Here is a 16,241-nt window from a genome sequence, read left to right on the forward strand (position 1 = left end):
ACGATAAGGGAGGCGACCATGCGTTTACTCACCGATAAGCAAAAATCCCGGCTCTGGGAACAGACCCGCAATGCCAATTTTCAGGCCAGCCGACGCCTTGAAGGCGCGACGGTACCGCTGGTTAGCCTGACGGCTGAGGAAGCGCTGGCGCGTATTGTCGAGCTGAGGAGGCGTCATGAGCGATAAATATGGCGACGACCGCGACCCCTATCTCTATCCGGCGTTGGATGTGCTGCGCAACCGGCTGGGTATCCATCAGGCACAACGGCTGGAACAAACGGTCTGGGAATTCACTTCGCTGCGCGCGGCGACGATCCCGTTGGGCCCGCGCGGACGCGGCTTACCGCATCTCTGCGCCATTCACCGGCAACTTTATCAGGATCTCTTTGACTGGGCGGGTAAGCTACGGGAGATCGATATCTACCAGGGCGATACGCCGTTTTGTCACTTCGCGTGGATAGAGAAAGAGGGTAACGCGCTGATGCGCAAGCTGGAAGAAGAGGACTATCTGTGTGAACTCCCCTGGGAGACCTTCGTCGAGCGCCTGAGCTGGTACTACGGCGAAATCAATGTCCTGCACCCGTTCCGCCTTGGCAACGGCCTGACGCAAAGGATCTTCTTCGAACAGTTGGCCGTTCACGCCGGCTACCTGCTCGACTGGCGGGGCATCGATCCGGATGCGTGGAGCCAGGCTAACCAGCTGGGCGCGATGGGCGACCCGGAGCCGCTGGAGCGGATCTTTCGTAAAGTGGTAAGCGAAGCGCGGGAATCTGAGTAGAATAGCCCGGTTTTGTTTTTTCCGGAGCCGCTATGATCCTGCTAATCGATAACTATGACTCTTTCACCTGGAATCTGTACCAGTACTTTTGCGAACTGGGAGCGGAGGTGCTGGTTAAGCGTAACGATGAGTTAACGCTGGCAGAGATAGTGTCGCTGGCGCCGGAGAAAATCGTTATTTCGCCGGGCCCCTGCACGCCCGATGAGTCAGGTATTTCGCTGGACGTTATCCGCCGCTATGCCGGAAAAACCCCGCTGCTCGGCGTGTGTCTGGGTCATCAGGCCATCGCCCAGGTCTTCGGCGCTAGCATCGTGCGCGCCGCTCAGGTCATGCATGGTAAAACGTCGCTTATTGAGCACAACGGCGAGGGCGTTTTTCAGGGACTAAACAACCCGCTTACCGTTACGCGCTACCATTCATTAGTTATCGACCCGCCAACTCTTCCCGATGATTTTATCGTTACCGCCCGCAGCGCCAGCGGTGAAATCATGGGTATCCGCCATCGCCAGTGGGATCTCGAAGGCGTGCAGTTCCACCCGGAGAGCATTCTTAGCGAACAGGGACACCAACTGCTGGAAAACTTCCTTAAACGCTGATTTGTAGTTGCCATGAAGTGATTTATTATGCATATTTTGTGATTAAAACATCGCAATCATTGCACATTACACAGAAGGATGGGCATCACATGGCAACAGAGCAACCGGCAATCACCCGCGCCACATTCGATGAAGTCATTCTGCCGATTTATGCACCGGCGGAGTTTATTCCGGTGAAGGGGAAAGGCAGCCGCGTTTGGGATCAGCAGGGCAAAGAGTACATTGATTTTGCCGGCGGGATTGCGGTGACCGCGCTGGGCCACTGCCACCCGGCGCTGGTGGCGGCGCTGCACGAGCAGGGCGAAACCCTGTGGCACACCAGCAACGTTTTTACCAACGAGCCGGCGCTGCGCCTGGGTCGACAACTGGTGGACGCCACTTTTGCCGAACGCGTGGTGTTTATGAACTCCGGAACGGAAGCCAACGAAACGGCGTTCAAGCTGGCGCGTCATTACGCAATCACTCGTCATAGCCCGTACAAAACCAAAATCATCGCTTTCCATAATGCCTTCCACGGACGGTCGCTGTTCACCGTCTCGGTTGGTGGTCAGCCGAAATACTCTGATGGTTTCGGGCCGAAACCGGCAGATATCGTGCATGTCCCCTTTAACGATCTCGAGGCGGTGAAAGCGGTGATCGATGACCATACCTGCGCGGTGGTGGTTGAGCCGATTCAGGGCGAGGGCGGAGTGATGGCGGCGACGCCGGCGTTCCTGCAGGGGCTGCGCGATCTGTGCGACCAGCATCAGGCGCTGCTGGTATTTGATGAAGTGCAGTGCGGTATGGGCCGTACCGGTTCGCTGTTCGCCTATATGCATTACGGCGTGACGCCGGACATCCTGACCAGCGCGAAAGCGCTCGGCGGCGGTTTCCCGATTAGCGCGATGTTGACCACCAATGAAATTGCCAGCGCCTTCCATGCCGGTTCCCATGGCTCCACCTACGGCGGCAATCCGCTGGCCTGCGCGGTGGCGACCGCGGCTTTCAACCTGATTAACACGCCGCAGGTGCTGGCGGGCGTCAATGCCAAACGGGCGCTGTTTGTCGAACACCTGCAGCAGATCGATGCGCAGTTCGATCTGTTCAGCGACATCCGCGGCATGGGGCTGTTAATCGGCGCCGCGCTTAAACCGCAGCATCATGGACGCGCGCGCGATTTCCTCTATGCCGCGGCCCAGGCCGGGGTGATGGTGTTAAACGCCGGGCCGGACGTGATGCGCTTTGTGCCGTCGCTGGTGATTGATGATAGCGATATCGCCGAAGGGATGGCGCGCTTTGCGCAGGCGGTTAAAAACGTGCTTAGCGCCTAGTCGTGCGTAGCCAGATGCCGTGATGCGGACGCTGACGCCATGCCACCGACGAAATGGTGTGCATGGTGTTCAGATGGCCGAGGATCCGCTGCAGATGCTGCTCAAGGGTGCTGAGCGGCCCACGCAACACTTCCCCGTCCTGGGATTCCAGAATATTCACATCGCCCGCGCTGCCCGGCCCGTCTGAATCCAGACGCTGCTGACAGCGCTGCAGCGCAATTTCACAAGATTCCAGATACCGCTGCGCCAGGTCCGGCGTTAGCATCGTATGCTCGCGCGCCAGCGTGGTCATGGCGTTGATATGCTCAACGATAAACTGGCTATGGGTTACCCACAGCTTCATATCTTCCAGATAGTGCGAGTTAAAACCCGGTTCCTGCATCGCCTGGTTAAGCGAGTTATACAGGGCGTTGTGCGCCTGGTTGACGCGCATGCGCTGGTAGGCCAACGCCGGGGCCTGCGGATCGGCGCTAAGGATCAGCCGAATAGCCTCCTGATCGGCCTCCAGGGCATCGTGGGCGTTTTTACGCAGCAGGCCGCTCTGCCATTGCGGCCATAGCCAGACCATCCCGCCAAAGGCGATCAGACAGCCAATGATGGTATCGATAAAGCGGGCGACGATGAACTGCTCGCCGTTAAGCGTTAGCAACTGCAGGGTATATACCGCGGTGACGGTAAAGCCCACCATCGCCCAGCCGTAGTGTTTACGGATGATGAGATAGCTCAGCAGCGTGATGAACAACATACCGCTTAATGTGTAGCTCTCCGGTACGTGGAAATGTAGGGTCAGCCAGGCGATCACCAGGCCCGCCAGGGTGCCTGCCGCCCGGTGGACAATTCGCACGCGGGTGGCGCCGTAACCGTTTTGCGTCACGAACAGCACGGTCATCAGGATCCAGTACGGCTTCGGCAGATGTAGGGCGCTGCCCATCAGGCTGGCGATGCTCAACATGACGCTGATGCGCGCGGCGTTGCGCAGCGCTGGGGATTTCAATGACAGGTAGTTCTTCAGCGCCGGTAGTAGCGGTAGGCGCCGTTCTTTATCCGCCATCAGGTTACGTGCGTACAGCGGGCGCTGGGTACGCAGCACACGGGCGATACGACTGAAGTGCCAGGCGCAGAACTGCCCAACCGGATTATCGGGGTGCTGATAAGCGATTTTTTCCAGCGCGCCGATTTGCTTATCCATCTGGAAGCGGCGCGGGTAGCGGTGGTAGAGAATATCATCCGCCAGCACGCGCAGACGCGCGGCGACGGTCTGCGCGTTCCAGCGGATGACCGCTTCCGCATGGCTGCGCTCCACCAGTTTTTGTACCTCTTCCGGCTGGTGCAGGCTCACTGAAATATGTTCCTGCAGATCCAGCCCAACCTGGAACGCGCGCAGTAGTCGCTTATGATCGCTACGCTGGTTGGCGGCTAACATATGCATCTGCTGATAGCACTGGGTAATTAAATCGACCACCTTCTGCTGGCGGGTAAGCAGCGGCGGCAGGGAGGTCGTCGGGTCAGTGTGCTGCGTCAGGAGGCTATATTTGGCCTCGCAATAATTAGCCAGTTCGCGGTAAAGCAGGCTTAACGACTCGCGCAGCGGCTGCTCTCGCCAGAGCCAAAACCAGAACCAATTAAAGAGTCCGTACCACAAGGTTCCCAGCGCATAGATAAGCAGCGGCTCCCAGATGGGCATATTGCCGGCCAGGCTTAAGGTAAAAATGGCGGCGATTAGCGATGCCGGCAACAGGCGAGCGTGTAGCGAACTGATTTCCGCCGTCACGCCGAGTATCAGCGCCAGCGCGCTGAGGATAAGCGGCAAAGGGATGTCCCGCGCCAGAAGCAATTGCACAATCAGGCTGCTGCCGGCAAATAGGCAGCCGCCAACGATCAGGCGTTTGAAAAAGCGTTTATGCGGGGTGTCGAGACCGGCGATATTGCAACAGGCGGGAACTAAAGAGAACAGCAACCCTTGCTGCAGATGGCCGAGCAGAAGCCCGATGGCCACAGGTAGACACAGCACCAGCGTTTGCCGCAGTGCATAGTTGACTTCCGGGTGGTAAATCAGCCTGCGCCACATGGGAGAAACAAAAACGGCGTACTGCGCGGAGCAATACGCCGTTTAGCGACTTAACGGGTACCGTAGACGACGATAGTTTTACCGTGTGCGGAGATCAGGTTTTGATCTTCCAGCATCTTCAGAATACGGCCGACGGTTTCACGAGAGCAACCGACGATCTGGCCAATTTCCTGGCGGGTGATTTTGATCTGCATCCCGTCCGGGTGGGTCATGGCATCAGGCTGTTTCGCCAGATTCAGTAAGGTCTGAGCAATACGGCCCGTCACGTCGAGGAAAGCAAGGTTACCGACTTTCTCGGAAGTGACCTGCAGACGACGCGCCATCTGCGAAGAAAGGCGCATCAGGATGTCCGGGTTCACCTGGATTAACTGACGGAATTTTTTGTAAGAGATCTCGGCCACTTCACATGCGGTTTTCGCACGTACCCAGGCACTACGTTCCTGACCTTCTTCAAACAGGCCTAATTCACCGATGAAATCGCCCTGGTTGAGGTAAGAGAGGATCATCTCTTTACCTTCTTCATCCTTGATGAGTACAGCCACGGAGCCTTTTACGATGTAGTAAAGCGTTTCCGCTTTCTCACCCTGGTGAATCAGCGTGCTCTTTGATGGGTACTTATGAATGTGGCAATGAGACAAGAACCATTCAAGGGTAGGGTCTGTTTGCGGTTTGCCAAGCACCATGCGCGGTTATCCTCTGTTATAAGCTATCTCCGGACGCCGACACTACACGGCATCCGGGCATGCAATCGTATTTTTCCCTATGCCTGGGAAGCTGGCTGCTCAATTTATGCAGCCTGTAATGTGAACTCCTCAGCATACATGCGGTACATCAATGTATTACTGTAGCATCCAGACTGTTTTAGCATAGCTTTCACCGCATGTCTCCTGGTGTCTCGCTTCAGCATGACCCAGGTCGCCTTCCGTTGCGAGATTTGTTATGTGCGCGTAATCTGTCAGGAAAATTGCAACAGCGGAGTTAAATTTTATGCAAGCGCGTGTGAAATGGGTGGAAGGTCTAACCTTCATCGGTGAGTCGGCCTCCGGCCACCAGATTTTAATGGATGGCAACTCCGGGGACAAAGCGCCCAGCCCGATGGAGATGGTGTTAATGGCAGCGGGCGGCTGTAGCGCAATTGACGTGGTGTCTATCCTGCAAAAAGGGCGTCAAAACGTCACTAACTGCGAAGTGAAGCTGACCTCTGAACGCCGTGAAGAGGCGCCGCGCCTGTTCACCCATATTAATCTGCACTTTATCGTCACCGGTAAAGAGCTGAAGGATGCGGCGGTGTCCCGTGCGGTGGATTTATCCGCGGAGAAGTACTGCTCGGTGGCGCTGATGCTGGAAAAGGCGGTCAACATCACCCATTCTTACGAAGTGATCGAAGCCTGAGACGAATTGACGTAGCGGGACACTAACCCCGGCAGCACGGCGACCGGGGTTTTATTTTACCCTTAACTAATGGTTTTGCCTTCCATCAAGCGCTCGACCAGCGGCGCCATAATGAGCTCCATCGCCAGCCCCATCTTACCGCCCGGTACCACCAGGGTGTTCATATGCGAGATAAACGACCCCTGTAGCATCGCCAACAGCCAGGGATAATCAATCCCCTGCAAATTACGGAAGTGAATCACCACGAAGCTTTCGTCGAGCGATGGAATGCCTTTGGCGGCAAACGGATTCGAGGTATCCACCGTCGGCACGCGCTGGAAGTTGATATGGGTACGTGAGAACTGCGGGGTGATGAAATTGATGTAGTCCTCCATCGAACGCACCACCGAGTCCATCACCGCTTCGCGCGAATGGCCTCGTTCGCTGGTATCGCGAATGAGCTTCTGGATCCATTCGAGGTTGACGATCGGCACCACGCCGACCAGCAGGTCGACATGTTTCGCCACGTCGTGCTGCGGCGTCACCACGCCGCCGTGCAGCCCTTCATAAAACAGCACGTCGGTGGGTTCAGGCAGCGGCTGCCACGGGGTAAAGGTACCGGGAACCTGATTCCAGGGAACCGCTTCATCGTAGGTATGGAGATATTTGCGCGACTGGCCCTTGCCGAATTCGCCGTATTCTAAAAAGGTGCGTTCAAGCAGGCTGAAGTCGTTGGCTTCCGGGCCAAAGTAGCTGATGTGTTTGCCCTGATCGCGCGCCTTGCGGATCGCCATGTCCATTTCCGGGCGAGTGTAGCGATGGAAGCTATCCCCTTCGACCTCCGCGGCATGCAGGTTCAGCTGCGAGAAAATTTTGCGAAACGCGAGGCTGGTGGTGGTGGTGCCCGCGCCGCTGGAGCCCGTGACTGCGATCACTGGATGTTTGGCAGACATAACAACTCCCTGATTAAGTGATGGTGTGTCGCCGTATCGCGCCAGGCTCTCGCGGTTAGAGGGGCATGGCGCTTAGCCGTTAAACATCTTGCGGGGCATGATGTTGACCGTCTCGTGCAGTTCTGACCACACCAGCACGGCCTCCCCGGTTTTAAGCTGCTGTTTTACATCGGCGACTTTATCGGCAAGCGAACGTTCATGTTCACCATAATCGGTGCCTTCGCGCAACACAAAGCTTTCAATCAGATTATCCAGCGTTTCGGGATCGAGATCCTGCCAGGGAATAATCATGCCTGTCCTCCCAGCCAGCGGGTTAACCAATCCGGAATACGTTGCTCCAGCCACATCTGCGGTTTTCGCAGCGTACCGCCGACAAAGCCAACGTGGCCGCCTTGTTCCGTGAGCTGATATTCGACGTTTGCCGGCAGCTGTTCCTGCGGCGGGATGGAATGATGGTCCATAAACGGATCGTCTTTTGCGTGAATGATCAGCGTCGGCTTGGTGATATCGCTTAAGCGCGGCATCGCGCTGCACTGTCGGTAATAGTCTAGCGCATCGGCGAAACCGTGGATTTTGGCGGTGATCATGTCGTCGAATTCGCGGATGCGGCGCATGCTTTTGAGCTGGCGAAGATCCACCGGCAGCGAGCCCGGATAGGCTTTTAGCTTGCGCGCGGCGTTAGCTTTCAGCAGGTTGAGCAGGTAACGCTGATAGACGCGCGAAAATCCTTTATCCATATGGTAGCTGCAGGCTTCCAGCATAAAGGGCGCCGAAACAATGACGGCCGCATCGAGCGGAATATTGTCGCCTTCTTTCGCCAGCAGACAGCCCAGCATGTTACCGCCAAGCGAATAGCCTACCGCTGCCGTCGGCGCGGCGCCGAACTCGCGCTGCAGCCAGTGCAGGAACCAGGTGCCATCTTCCGTTTCGCCAGAGTGGTAAATACGACTGTTACGATTCGGCTCGCCGCTGCAGCCGCGAAAATGCATCACCACCCCGAGCCAGCCGCGCTGCATAGCGGCGTGAATCAAACCGTGGGCGTAAGGGCTGTGCAGGCTGCCTTCCAGACCGTGAAAAACCACCAGACGCGGTTTGTGGTGAGCGCCGGCGGGGTCTTCGCTCCAGGCCAGATCGACGAAATCGCCATCCGGCAGCTCAAGGCGCTGCCAGTGCGGCGTAAATCGGAGCTTGCGGCGGATGATCCGCGGCAGCATGGTTTGCAGATGACGATTGCCCACGCCGCGCATCGGATGGAATTCGCGCGAATCGTTATCGGGGGGCGTCACTGCTGTCGGGGTTATTTCAACCATAGTACCAGGATTATTAAGAAACTTTTAGAACACTATACCGCGCATAAAAGTGGGCGGTTAGCCAATATGTGGTCTTGCGGCTAATCGGCAAGCAGATTGCGCGAGAAGAGGTGGATATCCGCACCGGGCTTGAGCCGCCACAATCGCGCCTTTCGCGCCCCTGTCGCCAGCGTTTCTCCGGTTTCTTCGAACATGCCGGAGGCCTCAAAACGGCGGATTAGGCTTTTACGCTGAATCGGCTGGCCGAGGATGATTTCGGTCGCTTCCTGCAACTGGCCGTGGGTAAAGGTATCCCCCAAACAGTAAACAGGCAATAACGAATACATCGTTTTCTGGCGCAGGCGCTCCAGCGCGGCGCTGACTATCTGCCGATGATCGAAGGCCAGGCGATATTCATCAAGCTGCTGGACCGGCACCCAGCGGGCATCGCTGACGCTGGCGATATGCGGCTGACAGTCGACCCAGGCGATTAGCGCGAACCAGGCAACGGTCAGGCTCCAACCGCGCGGATCGCGGTCCGGTCCGGAAAAGGTACCGAACTGCTCCAGCCAGGAAGGGGAAATGCCAGTTTTTTCCGTCAGTTTCCGCAGCGCCGTAGTGCGGGTGGACTCATCGTGGGCCATATCGATAAATCCGCCGGGCAGCCCCCATGCGCCTTGCTGTGGAGGATTCGCGCGTTCAACCAACAGTACGCACAGGGCTCCCTGATGAAGGGTAAACAGCACGCTGTCGACGGTTACCAGCGGTGAAGGAAAACGGCTGGCTTCGTAGTGGTTGAGGTAATCGGCGTCGGTGGTCATAACATGCTCGCTGCGCAATAAGAACGCCGACAAGTGTACCAGCCCCCTTCAGAGCGGCAAGTGGCTATTTTTTCCATCTATTTTTCAATTGGTTAATTATTTTTCGTCGCGGAACGATATTTAATGCTTGCATGAATAGTGTCTTAAGGACATTATTAATTGTGTCCAAGAGACATAATTTAGGCGAGGAGGCCATCATGAGCGAAAAATTCACACTTTTGCTGGACGATACAGCGGTAACCCTTGCCAGCGGCGTCTTCCCTGATGGCGCAGGCTGGCTGAAAGTGACCGGTGAGCTGCCGGCCTCCGCCGCGTTAATGCGCATCCGGGCGGTCGCGCTACGTGATATGAATGATTTTATGCTGCTGGCCCAGTTGGTGGAGGCCGTTCGCCATGTGACCGATGTCGCCTTCAGCCATCTGGAGCTGCCATGGCTGCCGTGGGCGCGCCAGGATCGCCATATGGTGCCAGGCGACAGCTTTGCGCTGAAAGTTTTTGCACAGCAGCTGAATACACTGGGATTCGACAAAATTGTAGTCCTCGACCCGCATAGTGAGGCCGCGGCGGCGGCGGTAAACAACCTGGTCGCGATTAGCCAACAACAGTGCCTGCTGCAGAACTCCCATCTGCGACGTGCCATCGCCGCCGGGGAGTTAATGCTGGTGGCGCCGGATGCTGGAGCGTTAAAGAAAATTCAGTATGTCGCTAAAGCCTGTGGCGCCAGCGAGTTTGCGATCCTCAGTAAGGAGCGAGATGTCGCTAGCGGCGCGTTAACAGGCTTTTCGCTGCTGGCCGGAGAGGTGGCGGGTAAAGCGGTACTGATCGTTGATGATCTTTGCGATGCCGGTGGAACGTTTATCGGCTCGGCGCAGGTCCTGCGTGACGCCGGCGCGCGTAGCGTTAGCCTGTACGTGACGCATGGCGTCTTTTCTAAAGGCATTACGCATCTATTGAATAATGGCATCGATGCCATTTACTCCACCACCTCTTATTCCTCTGCGGCTTTAGTCCATCCACAGCTGGAACTGATTGATATTGAAACCATTTACCGCGCTTATTGGGGATAACAAAATGAAAATGAATCCGATTCTGGCTATCGATGGTTATAAAGTTTCCCATCGCGTTCAGTATCCACAGGGGACGACTAAGGTCTATTCGAATTTTACGCCGCGCGGCGACCGTTTCTTTCAGTCGCCGCTAGCGGATGGCAAGTTGGTATTCTTCGGCTTACAGGGTTTTTTACAGTGGTTCCTCATCGATCTGTTTAACGAGGGCTTTTTCGCTCGTCCGGAAGAGGAAGTGGTCAGCGAGTATAAGCAGGTTATGGACGGCTACCTGGGACGGGATAGTGTCGCGGTAGATCATATCCGCGAGCTGCATCAGCTAGGCTACCTGCCGCTGCACATCAAAGCGCTGGATGAGGGCACGAAAGTGCCGATGAAGGTACCGGTTTTAACCATCACCAATACCCTGCCGCAGTTTTTCTGGCTGGTGAACTATCTGGAGACGGTCCTTTCGGCAGAACTGTGGAAAACGTCAACTAATGCCACTATCGCGCATCACTATCGTCTGATCTGCGAACGCTGGGCGGAGCAAACCTGTAGCGATTTGACACATCTGGATTTTCAATGCCACGACTTTTCGTTTCGCGGCATGTCCGGGCTACATGACGCCGCACAGTCTGGCAGCGGACATCTGATTAGCTTTAAAGGGACTGATAGCCTGCCTGCGCTGCTCTACGCTCGTGATTACTATACTCGGGGTGAAGAAGATACGATCGGCTCCAGCATCCCCGCTACCGAGCATAGCGTGATGTGTATGGGCGAGCGGGATCGGGAGATAGAAACTTTTCGCCGGCTCATCGCTGACGTCCACCCGCAGGGGTTTGTCTCTATTGTTTCCGATACCTGGGATTACTGGCAGGTACTGACCGAGTATACCCGCGAACTGAAAGCCGTCATTATGCAACGCCAGGGACGTGTGGTATTCCGACCGGACAGCGGCGATCCGGTGGCTATCCTCTGCGGCACTGCCGCCGATGATGATACCCGCAGCGATCGTTGCGCCGAAGAGAAAGGTTCGGTTGAGGTGCTGTGGGAAATCTTTGGCGGGACGATTAACGAGAAGGGGTATAAGGTGCTGGACCCCCACGTAGGTCTGATTTATGGCGATTCTATTACGCTTGCGAGAGCGGATGAGATCCTGTGTCGCCTGGAAGCCAAAGGCTTTGCCAGCGCTAACGTGGTATTCGGGGTGGGTTCATATACCTACCAGTATAATACGCGTGATACTTTCGGCTTTGCGATGAAAGCCACCTGGGGAGAAGTGAATGGCGAAGGAAGAGCGCTCTTTAAGGAGCCAAAAACCGACAATGGCCTGAAACGTTCTGCGCGCGGGCTGTTACGCGTAGCGCGCGATGCCAGCGGCGAGCTACGGCTGCATGACGATCAAAGCCAGGAGCAAGAAGGTCAGGGAGAGCTAACCACTCGTTTCCTTGATGGCCAGCTGTTTGGTTACGAATCATTGTCACAGATCCGCGCCCGGCTGGCGGCGCAGCGTTGATGCCAGGCGAATGAAAAAAGGTGGGATATCCCGCCTTTTGTTGTCACTGTCTTGCATTAACCTTCCTGCAGCATCCGCTCCAGCTGTTCCTGCGCGTCCAGCCACGCCATCTCGCACTCTTCGAGACCTGATTTGGCGCTCGCCTGCTGCTGCAGACAGGCGGTTAATTCCGCTTTGCGCGAGGCGTCATATAACTCGCTGTCGCCCAGCTTCTCTTCCGCCTGCGCCAGCTGCGCGTTGAGTTTATCCATCTCTTTTTCCAGACGGGCGATCTCTTTACGCAGCGGTTGCGTTTGCGTGCGCAGTTCGGCTTCGCGGCGTTTTTGATCCTTACGCGCCTGCGCGCTATTGCCGTTATCCTTCGGCGCTTCAGAGGCCTGGTTTTCCTGCTTCTGCGAATCACTCAGCCACTGCTGATAATCTTCCAGATCGCCATCAAACGGTTCGACTTTGCCGTCGTGTACGAGGTACAGATCGTCAGTGGTGGAACGGATCAGGTGGCGATCGTGCGAGACCACGACCAGCGCCCCTTCGAAGTCGATCAGCGCTTCGGTTAAGGCCTGACGCATATCGAGATCAAGGTGGTTGGTCGGTTCATCGAGCAGCAGCAGGTTAGGGCGCTGCCAGACGATTAACGCCAGCACCAGGCGCGCTTTTTCGCCGCCGGAGAAACGGCGGGTCTCTTCGCTGACTTTATCCCCCTGGAATCCAAAGCCGCCGAGGTAGTCGCGCAGTTTTTGTTCCAGCTCCTGCGGCGCCAGGCGGGCCAGATGCTGTATCGGCGACTCATCGGCGCGCAGGAATTCGAGCTGATGCTGGGCGAAGTAACCGAGCTTAATGCCCTTAGCCAGGCCAATTTCACCGGACAGCGGTTGTAGTTCACCGGCCAGCAGCTTAATCAGCGTTGATTTACCGGCGCCGTTGCGCCCCAGCAGACCGATACGCGAACCGGGCACCAGGTTCAGCTTGATGGAGTCGAGAATAATCCGTTCGCCGTAGCCGGCGCTGACTTTTTCCATCTTGAGTAACGGGTTCGGCAGGCTTTCCGGCGCGCGGAAGCTGAAGTGGAACGGGTTATCGACGTGCGCCGGGGCGATAAGCTCCATGCGCTCAAGCATTTTGATACGGCTCTGCGCCTGTTTCGCTTTGGTGGCCTTGGCGCGGAAGCGGTCGATATAGCTCTGCAAGTGGGCAACGCGCTGCTGCTGGCTTTCATACATGGCCTGCTGCTGCGACAGACGGGTCGCGCGCTGGATTTCAAACGAGCTGTAGTTACCGGTGTATTCGAACATCGTTTGCTGTTCGATATGAATAATTTTATCGACGATCGGATCGAGGAAATCACGATCGTGGGAAATCAGGATCAGCGTACCGGTATAGCCTTTCAACCATTTTTCCAGCCAGATCACCGCATCAAGATCGAGGTGGTTGGTCGGTTCGTCGAGCAGCAGCAGGTCGGAACGGCAGATCAGCGCCTGCGCGAGGTTTAAGCGCATACGCCAGCCGCCGGAGAAATCACTGACCGGCCGCTCAAGCTGCTCGTTACTGAAACCAAGGCCGTGTAGCAGGCTGGCGGCGCGGGAACGAATCGTCCAGGCGTCAATGGCATCCAGCTTACCGTGAACGGTAGCGATGGCGTGGCCGTCGTCGCGCTCATTGGCCTGCTGTAAATCGGCTTCCAGCTTGCGGAACTCGCGATCGCCATCAATAACATAATCAATAGCCGGTTGCGGCAGGGCCGGCGTTTCCTGATTAACCCACGCCAACTGCCAGTTGCTCGGGAAGGTCATGGAGCCGCCGTCGGCGCTTATCTCGTTTTTCAAAAGCGAAAGCAACGTAGATTTACCGCAGCCGTTTTTACCCACCAGACCGACCTTCTGGCCAGGATTGATGGTGGCGGTGGCGTTGTCCAGCAGGACGCGTACGCCGCGACGAATTTGTAACGAGGAGAAAACAATCATAAGGCGCCGTATGTTCAGACTATGTTAATTTGTCTTTATGATAATGTAGTGTGGAAGCGAAACGCTCCATAGGGCCGCAATGGTAGCCCAAAATGAAGACGATAGACAAAGTCATTCTGGTTGCGTCGAGACGCAGCCGCTTCGCAAGCCGCCAGATGACGTTCGGGAGGGGAATGATGTCTCAGACAGCGAAAGTGTTGCTGCTGTATGCCCACCCAGAATCTCAGGATTCCGTGGCCAACCGGGTTTTGCTTGAACCGGCCTTACAGTTGCCGAATGTCACCGTGCACGATCTTTATGCGCACTATCCAGATTTTTTTATTGATATCGCCCATGAGCAGGATCTCCTGCGTCAGCATCAGGTGATTGTTTTCCAGCATCCGCTGTATACGTGGAGCTGCCCGGCATTGTTGAAAGAGTGGCTGGACCGGGTGCTGAGCCGCGGCTTCGCCAGCGGCGCGGGAGGGAATCAACTGGCGGGAAAGTACTGGCGCAGTGTGATCACCACCGGCGAGCCGGAGAGCGCTTACCGCCGCGATGCTAACCGCTATCCGATGAACGATATTTTGCGTCCTTTTGAGTTAACGGCCGGCATGTGCCGCATGCACTGGCTGAGTCCGATTATTGTCTACTGGGCGCGCCGACAGCGGCCGGAAGATTTGCAAAGCCACGCCCGCGCGTATCGCGACTGGCTCGCGAATCCTGTTGCAACAGGAGGCGTCAATGGCGGGAGCTGATTTGCTATTAGCAGGGGTACTGTTTTTGTTTGCCGCCGTGGTGGCGGTACCGCTGGCGGCCCGGCTGGGCATTGGCGCCGTGCTCGGCTACCTGCTGGCCGGGATTGCAATTGGCCCGTGGGGGCTTGGCTTTATTAGCGATGTGGATGAAATTCTCCATTTTTCCGAGCTGGGCGTTGTATTCCTGATGTTCATCATCGGCCTTGAGCTCAATCCGGCCAAACTGTGGCAACTGCGCAACTCGATATTCGGCGTCGGCGCGGCGCAGGTGTTGTTTAGCGCGGCGATCCTTGGCGGATTGCTGGTGGTCACCGGGTTTTCGTGGCAGGCGGCCGTGGTGGGCGGTATTGGGCTGGCAATGTCCTCTACCGCGATGGCGCTGCAGCTGATGCGCGAGAAGGGAATGAGCCGTAACGAATCCGGCCAGCTTGGATTTTCAGTACTGTTATTTCAGGATCTAGCGGTGATCCCGGCGCTGGCGCTGGTCCCGCTGCTCGCCGGACACGGCGACGATAACTTTAACTGGATGTCGGTAGGGATGAAGGTGCTGGCATTCGCCGGCATGCTGATTGGCGGTCGTTTTCTGCTGCGCCCGGTATTCCGTTTTATCGCCGGTTCCGGCGTGCGCGAGGTCTTCACCGCCGCCACGCTGCTGCTGGTGCTGGGCTCAGCGTTGTTTATGGATGCCCTGGGGCTGTCAATGGCGCTGGGGACGTTTATCGCGGGCGTGCTGCTGGCGGAAAGCGAATATCGCCACGAGCTGGAAATCGCTATTGAGCCGTTTAAAGGCTTGCTGCTGGGGCTATTTTTTATCTCCGTCGGCATGGCGCTGAATCTTGGCGTGCTGTACACCCATTTGCTGTGGGTCGCGCTAAGCGTTGCCGCGCTGGTGGCGGTTAAAGCGTTGGTGCTTTATGTATTGGCCCGGGTATACGGTTTGCGCAGCGCCGAGCGCACGCAGTTCGCCGGAGTATTGAGCCAGGGCGGCGAGTTCGCCTTTGTTCTCTTTTCCATGCCGGCTTCGCAGAAGCTGTTCCATAACGATCAAATGGCGCTGCTGCTGGTTACCGTGACCTTATCGATGATGACCACGCCGCTCCTGATGAAGGTCATTGATAAAGTGCTGTCGCGACGGCTTAACCCGGCGGAGGATACTGATGAGGCGCCGTGGGTCGAGGATGATAAGCCACAGGTGATTATCGTCGGATTCGGGCGTTTTGGTCAGGTTATTGGGCGCCTGCTGATGGCTAATAAAATGCGTATTACCGTGCTTGAACGCGATATCAGCGCGGTCAACCTGATGCGCAAATATGGCTACAAAGTCTATTTCGGCGACGCGACGCAGCTTGAGCTACTGCGTTCGGCGGGGGCGGAAGAGGCGCAGTCGATTGTGATTACCTGCAACGAGCCGGAAGATACCATGAAGCTGGTGGAGATGTGCCAACAGCATTTTCCCCACCTGCATATTCTGGCCCGAGCGCGGGGGCGCGTAGAAGCGCATGAGTTATTACAGGCTGGCGTGACGCAGTTCTCGCGAGAAACCTTCTCCAGCGCCCTGGAATTGGGGCGCAAGGCGCTGGTGACTCTGGGAATGCATCCGCATCAGGCGCAGCGCGCGCAGTTGCACTTTCGACGCCTCGATATGCGAATGCTGCGCGAGTTAATGCCGGTGCATACTGATACTGTACAGATATCTCGCGTGCGGGAAGCCCGGCGCGAGCTGGAAGAGATTTTTGAGCGTGAAATGCAGAAAGAAAGCCGGCAGTTGGACGGCTGGGACGAGTTTGAATAGAAG

General features: G+C 56.6%; 16 protein-coding genes. 9 read left to right on the forward strand and 7 right to left on the reverse strand.

Translation table 11 applies throughout. The features are described from left to right. The first annotated feature begins 18 nt into the window (after positions 1–18). The 4 genes from PGR29_RS18625 (at position 19) to argD (ending at position 2,684) form a co-directional block, all read left to right on the forward strand. Positions 19–186 carry a YhfG family protein gene (locus PGR29_RS18625; protein ID WP_087859080.1) on the forward strand — a complete coding sequence of 56 codons (168 nt, stop codon included), beginning with the start codon at positions 19–21 and terminating at the stop codon, positions 184–186. Beyond that, positions 176–778: a putative adenosine monophosphate-protein transferase Fic gene (locus PGR29_RS18630; RefSeq protein WP_316425095.1), complete on the forward strand. Its 603-nt coding sequence runs from the start codon at positions 176–178 to the stop codon at positions 776–778. The genes PGR29_RS18625 and PGR29_RS18630 overlap by 11 nt, the downstream gene beginning before the upstream one ends. 32 nt (positions 779–810) lie before the next feature. Beyond that, positions 811–1,374: an aminodeoxychorismate synthase component 2 gene (gene pabA / locus PGR29_RS18635; RefSeq protein ID WP_316425096.1), complete on the forward strand. Its 564-nt coding sequence runs from the start codon at positions 811–813 to the stop codon at positions 1,372–1,374. Between the two features lie 89 nt (positions 1,375–1,463). Next, positions 1,464–2,684: a bifunctional acetylornithine/succinyldiaminopimelate transaminase gene (argD, locus tag PGR29_RS18640; protein ID WP_271032855.1), complete on the forward strand. Its 1,221-nt coding sequence runs from the start codon at positions 1,464–1,466 to the stop codon at positions 2,682–2,684. On the opposite strand, the gene PGR29_RS18645 is transcribed toward argD, so the two are convergent. Together PGR29_RS18645 and crp are read right to left on the reverse strand one after the other, a co-directional pair. Beyond that, positions 2,674–4,752 (reverse strand): YccS/YhfK family putative transporter, encoded by a 2,079-nt coding sequence (locus PGR29_RS18645; RefSeq protein ID WP_316425097.1) that lies wholly within the window; start codon positions 4,750–4,752, stop codon positions 2,674–2,676. The genes argD and PGR29_RS18645 overlap by 11 nt on opposite strands. Before the next feature lie 50 nt (positions 4,753–4,802). Further along, on the reverse strand, positions 4,803–5,435 hold the full coding sequence (gene crp, locus PGR29_RS18650) for a cAMP-activated global transcriptional regulator CRP (RefSeq protein WP_000242758.1): 633 nt from the start codon (positions 5,433–5,435) through the stop codon (positions 4,803–4,805). Between the two features lie 304 nt (positions 5,436–5,739). Between crp and PGR29_RS18655 the strand changes: the two genes are divergently transcribed. Then, positions 5,740–6,144: an OsmC family protein gene (locus tag PGR29_RS18655; RefSeq protein ID WP_015703648.1), complete on the forward strand. Its 405-nt coding sequence runs from the start codon at positions 5,740–5,742 to the stop codon at positions 6,142–6,144. A gap of 62 nt (positions 6,145–6,206) precedes the next feature. Here PGR29_RS18655 and PGR29_RS18660 read toward each other — a convergent pair whose 3' ends face one another. The 4 genes from PGR29_RS18660 to PGR29_RS18675 all read right to left on the reverse strand — a co-directional run bounded on the left by PGR29_RS18660 (position 6,207) and on the right by PGR29_RS18675 (position 9,186). After that, positions 6,207–7,076 carry a phosphoribulokinase gene (locus PGR29_RS18660; RefSeq protein WP_015369404.1) on the reverse strand — a complete coding sequence of 290 codons (870 nt, stop codon included), beginning with the start codon at positions 7,074–7,076 and terminating at the stop codon, positions 6,207–6,209. Between the two features lie 72 nt (positions 7,077–7,148). Further along, entirely contained in the window at positions 7,149–7,367 is a 219-nt protein-coding gene (locus PGR29_RS18665; protein WP_015369405.1) for a YheU family protein, read from the reverse strand. Further along, on the reverse strand, positions 7,364–8,386 hold the full coding sequence (locus PGR29_RS18670) for a hydrolase (RefSeq protein ID WP_316425098.1): 1,023 nt from the start codon (positions 8,384–8,386) through the stop codon (positions 7,364–7,366). The genes PGR29_RS18665 and PGR29_RS18670 overlap by 4 nt, the downstream gene beginning before the upstream one ends. An 80-nt stretch (positions 8,387–8,466) precedes the next feature. Beyond that, positions 8,467–9,186 carry an NUDIX hydrolase gene (locus tag PGR29_RS18675; protein ID WP_316425099.1) on the reverse strand — a complete coding sequence of 240 codons (720 nt, stop codon included), beginning with the start codon at positions 9,184–9,186 and terminating at the stop codon, positions 8,467–8,469. Positions 9,187–9,383: 197 nt separating this feature from the next. On the opposite strand from PGR29_RS18675, the gene prs reads away from it, so the two are divergent. Beyond that, positions 9,384–10,253, forward strand: a complete 870-nt coding sequence (gene prs, locus PGR29_RS18680) for a ribose-phosphate diphosphokinase (RefSeq protein ID WP_047038122.1) — start codon at positions 9,384–9,386, stop codon at positions 10,251–10,253. A gap of 4 nt (positions 10,254–10,257) precedes the next feature. Beyond that, positions 10,258–11,748: a nicotinate phosphoribosyltransferase gene (locus PGR29_RS18685; protein ID WP_316425100.1), complete on the forward strand. Its 1,491-nt coding sequence runs from the start codon at positions 10,258–10,260 to the stop codon at positions 11,746–11,748. A gap of 56 nt (positions 11,749–11,804) precedes the next feature. On the opposite strand, the gene PGR29_RS18690 is transcribed toward PGR29_RS18685, so the two are convergent. Further along, positions 11,805–13,709 (reverse strand): ABC transporter ATP-binding protein, encoded by a 1,905-nt coding sequence (locus tag PGR29_RS18690; protein ID WP_015703646.1) that lies wholly within the window; start codon positions 13,707–13,709, stop codon positions 11,805–11,807. 173 nt (positions 13,710–13,882) lie between these two features. On the opposite strand from PGR29_RS18690, the gene kefG reads away from it, so the two are divergent. Further along, positions 13,883–14,446 carry a glutathione-regulated potassium-efflux system ancillary protein KefG gene (gene kefG, locus PGR29_RS18695; protein ID WP_015369408.1) on the forward strand — a complete coding sequence of 188 codons (564 nt, stop codon included), beginning with the start codon at positions 13,883–13,885 and terminating at the stop codon, positions 14,444–14,446. Beyond that, entirely contained in the window at positions 14,433–16,238 is a 1,806-nt protein-coding gene (gene kefB, locus PGR29_RS18700) for a glutathione-regulated potassium-efflux system protein KefB (RefSeq protein WP_087859085.1), read from the forward strand. Before kefG ends, kefB begins: the two co-directional genes overlap by 14 nt. The last annotated feature ends 3 nt before the right edge of the window (positions 16,239–16,241 follow it).

Origin of the sequence: Klebsiella sp. 141203, from assembly GCF_032601985.1 — a bacterium.
Classification (GTDB): domain Bacteria; phylum Pseudomonadota; class Gammaproteobacteria; order Enterobacterales; family Enterobacteriaceae; genus Klebsiella; species Klebsiella aerogenes.

Excerpts from the sequence above, each read along its gene's own strand:
- PGR29_RS18625 (WP_087859080.1), top strand. The coding sequence starts at position 19 with ATGCGTTTACTCACCGATAAGCAAAAATCCCGGCTCTGGGAACAGACC.
- PGR29_RS18630 (WP_316425095.1), top strand. The coding sequence starts at position 176 with ATGAGCGATAAATATGGCGACGACCGCGACCCCTATCTCTATCCGGCG.
- pabA (WP_316425096.1), top strand. The coding sequence starts at position 811 with ATGATCCTGCTAATCGATAACTATGACTCTTTCACCTGGAATCTGTAC.
- argD (WP_271032855.1), top strand. The coding sequence starts at position 1,464 with ATGGCAACAGAGCAACCGGCAATCACCCGCGCCACATTCGATGAAGTC.
- PGR29_RS18645 (WP_316425097.1), bottom strand. The coding sequence starts at position 4,752 with ATGTGGCGCAGGCTGATTTACCACCCGGAAGTCAACTATGCACTGCGG.
- crp (WP_000242758.1), bottom strand. The coding sequence starts at position 5,435 with ATGGTGCTTGGCAAACCGCAAACAGACCCTACCCTTGAATGGTTCTTG.
- PGR29_RS18655 (WP_015703648.1), top strand. The coding sequence starts at position 5,740 with ATGCAAGCGCGTGTGAAATGGGTGGAAGGTCTAACCTTCATCGGTGAG.
- PGR29_RS18660 (WP_015369404.1), bottom strand. The coding sequence starts at position 7,076 with ATGTCTGCCAAACATCCAGTGATCGCAGTCACGGGCTCCAGCGGCGCG.
- PGR29_RS18665 (WP_015369405.1), bottom strand. The coding sequence starts at position 7,367 with ATGATTATTCCCTGGCAGGATCTCGATCCCGAAACGCTGGATAATCTG.
- PGR29_RS18670 (WP_316425098.1), bottom strand. The coding sequence starts at position 8,386 with ATGGTTGAAATAACCCCGACAGCAGTGACGCCCCCCGATAACGATTCG.
- PGR29_RS18675 (WP_316425099.1), bottom strand. The coding sequence starts at position 9,186 with ATGACCACCGACGCCGATTACCTCAACCACTACGAAGCCAGCCGTTTT.
- prs (WP_047038122.1), top strand. The coding sequence starts at position 9,384 with ATGAGCGAAAAATTCACACTTTTGCTGGACGATACAGCGGTAACCCTT.
- PGR29_RS18685 (WP_316425100.1), top strand. The coding sequence starts at position 10,258 with ATGAAAATGAATCCGATTCTGGCTATCGATGGTTATAAAGTTTCCCAT.
- PGR29_RS18690 (WP_015703646.1), bottom strand. The coding sequence starts at position 13,709 with ATGATTGTTTTCTCCTCGTTACAAATTCGTCGCGGCGTACGCGTCCTG.
- kefG (WP_015369408.1), top strand. The coding sequence starts at position 13,883 with ATGATGTCTCAGACAGCGAAAGTGTTGCTGCTGTATGCCCACCCAGAA.
- kefB (WP_087859085.1), top strand. The coding sequence starts at position 14,433 with ATGGCGGGAGCTGATTTGCTATTAGCAGGGGTACTGTTTTTGTTTGCC.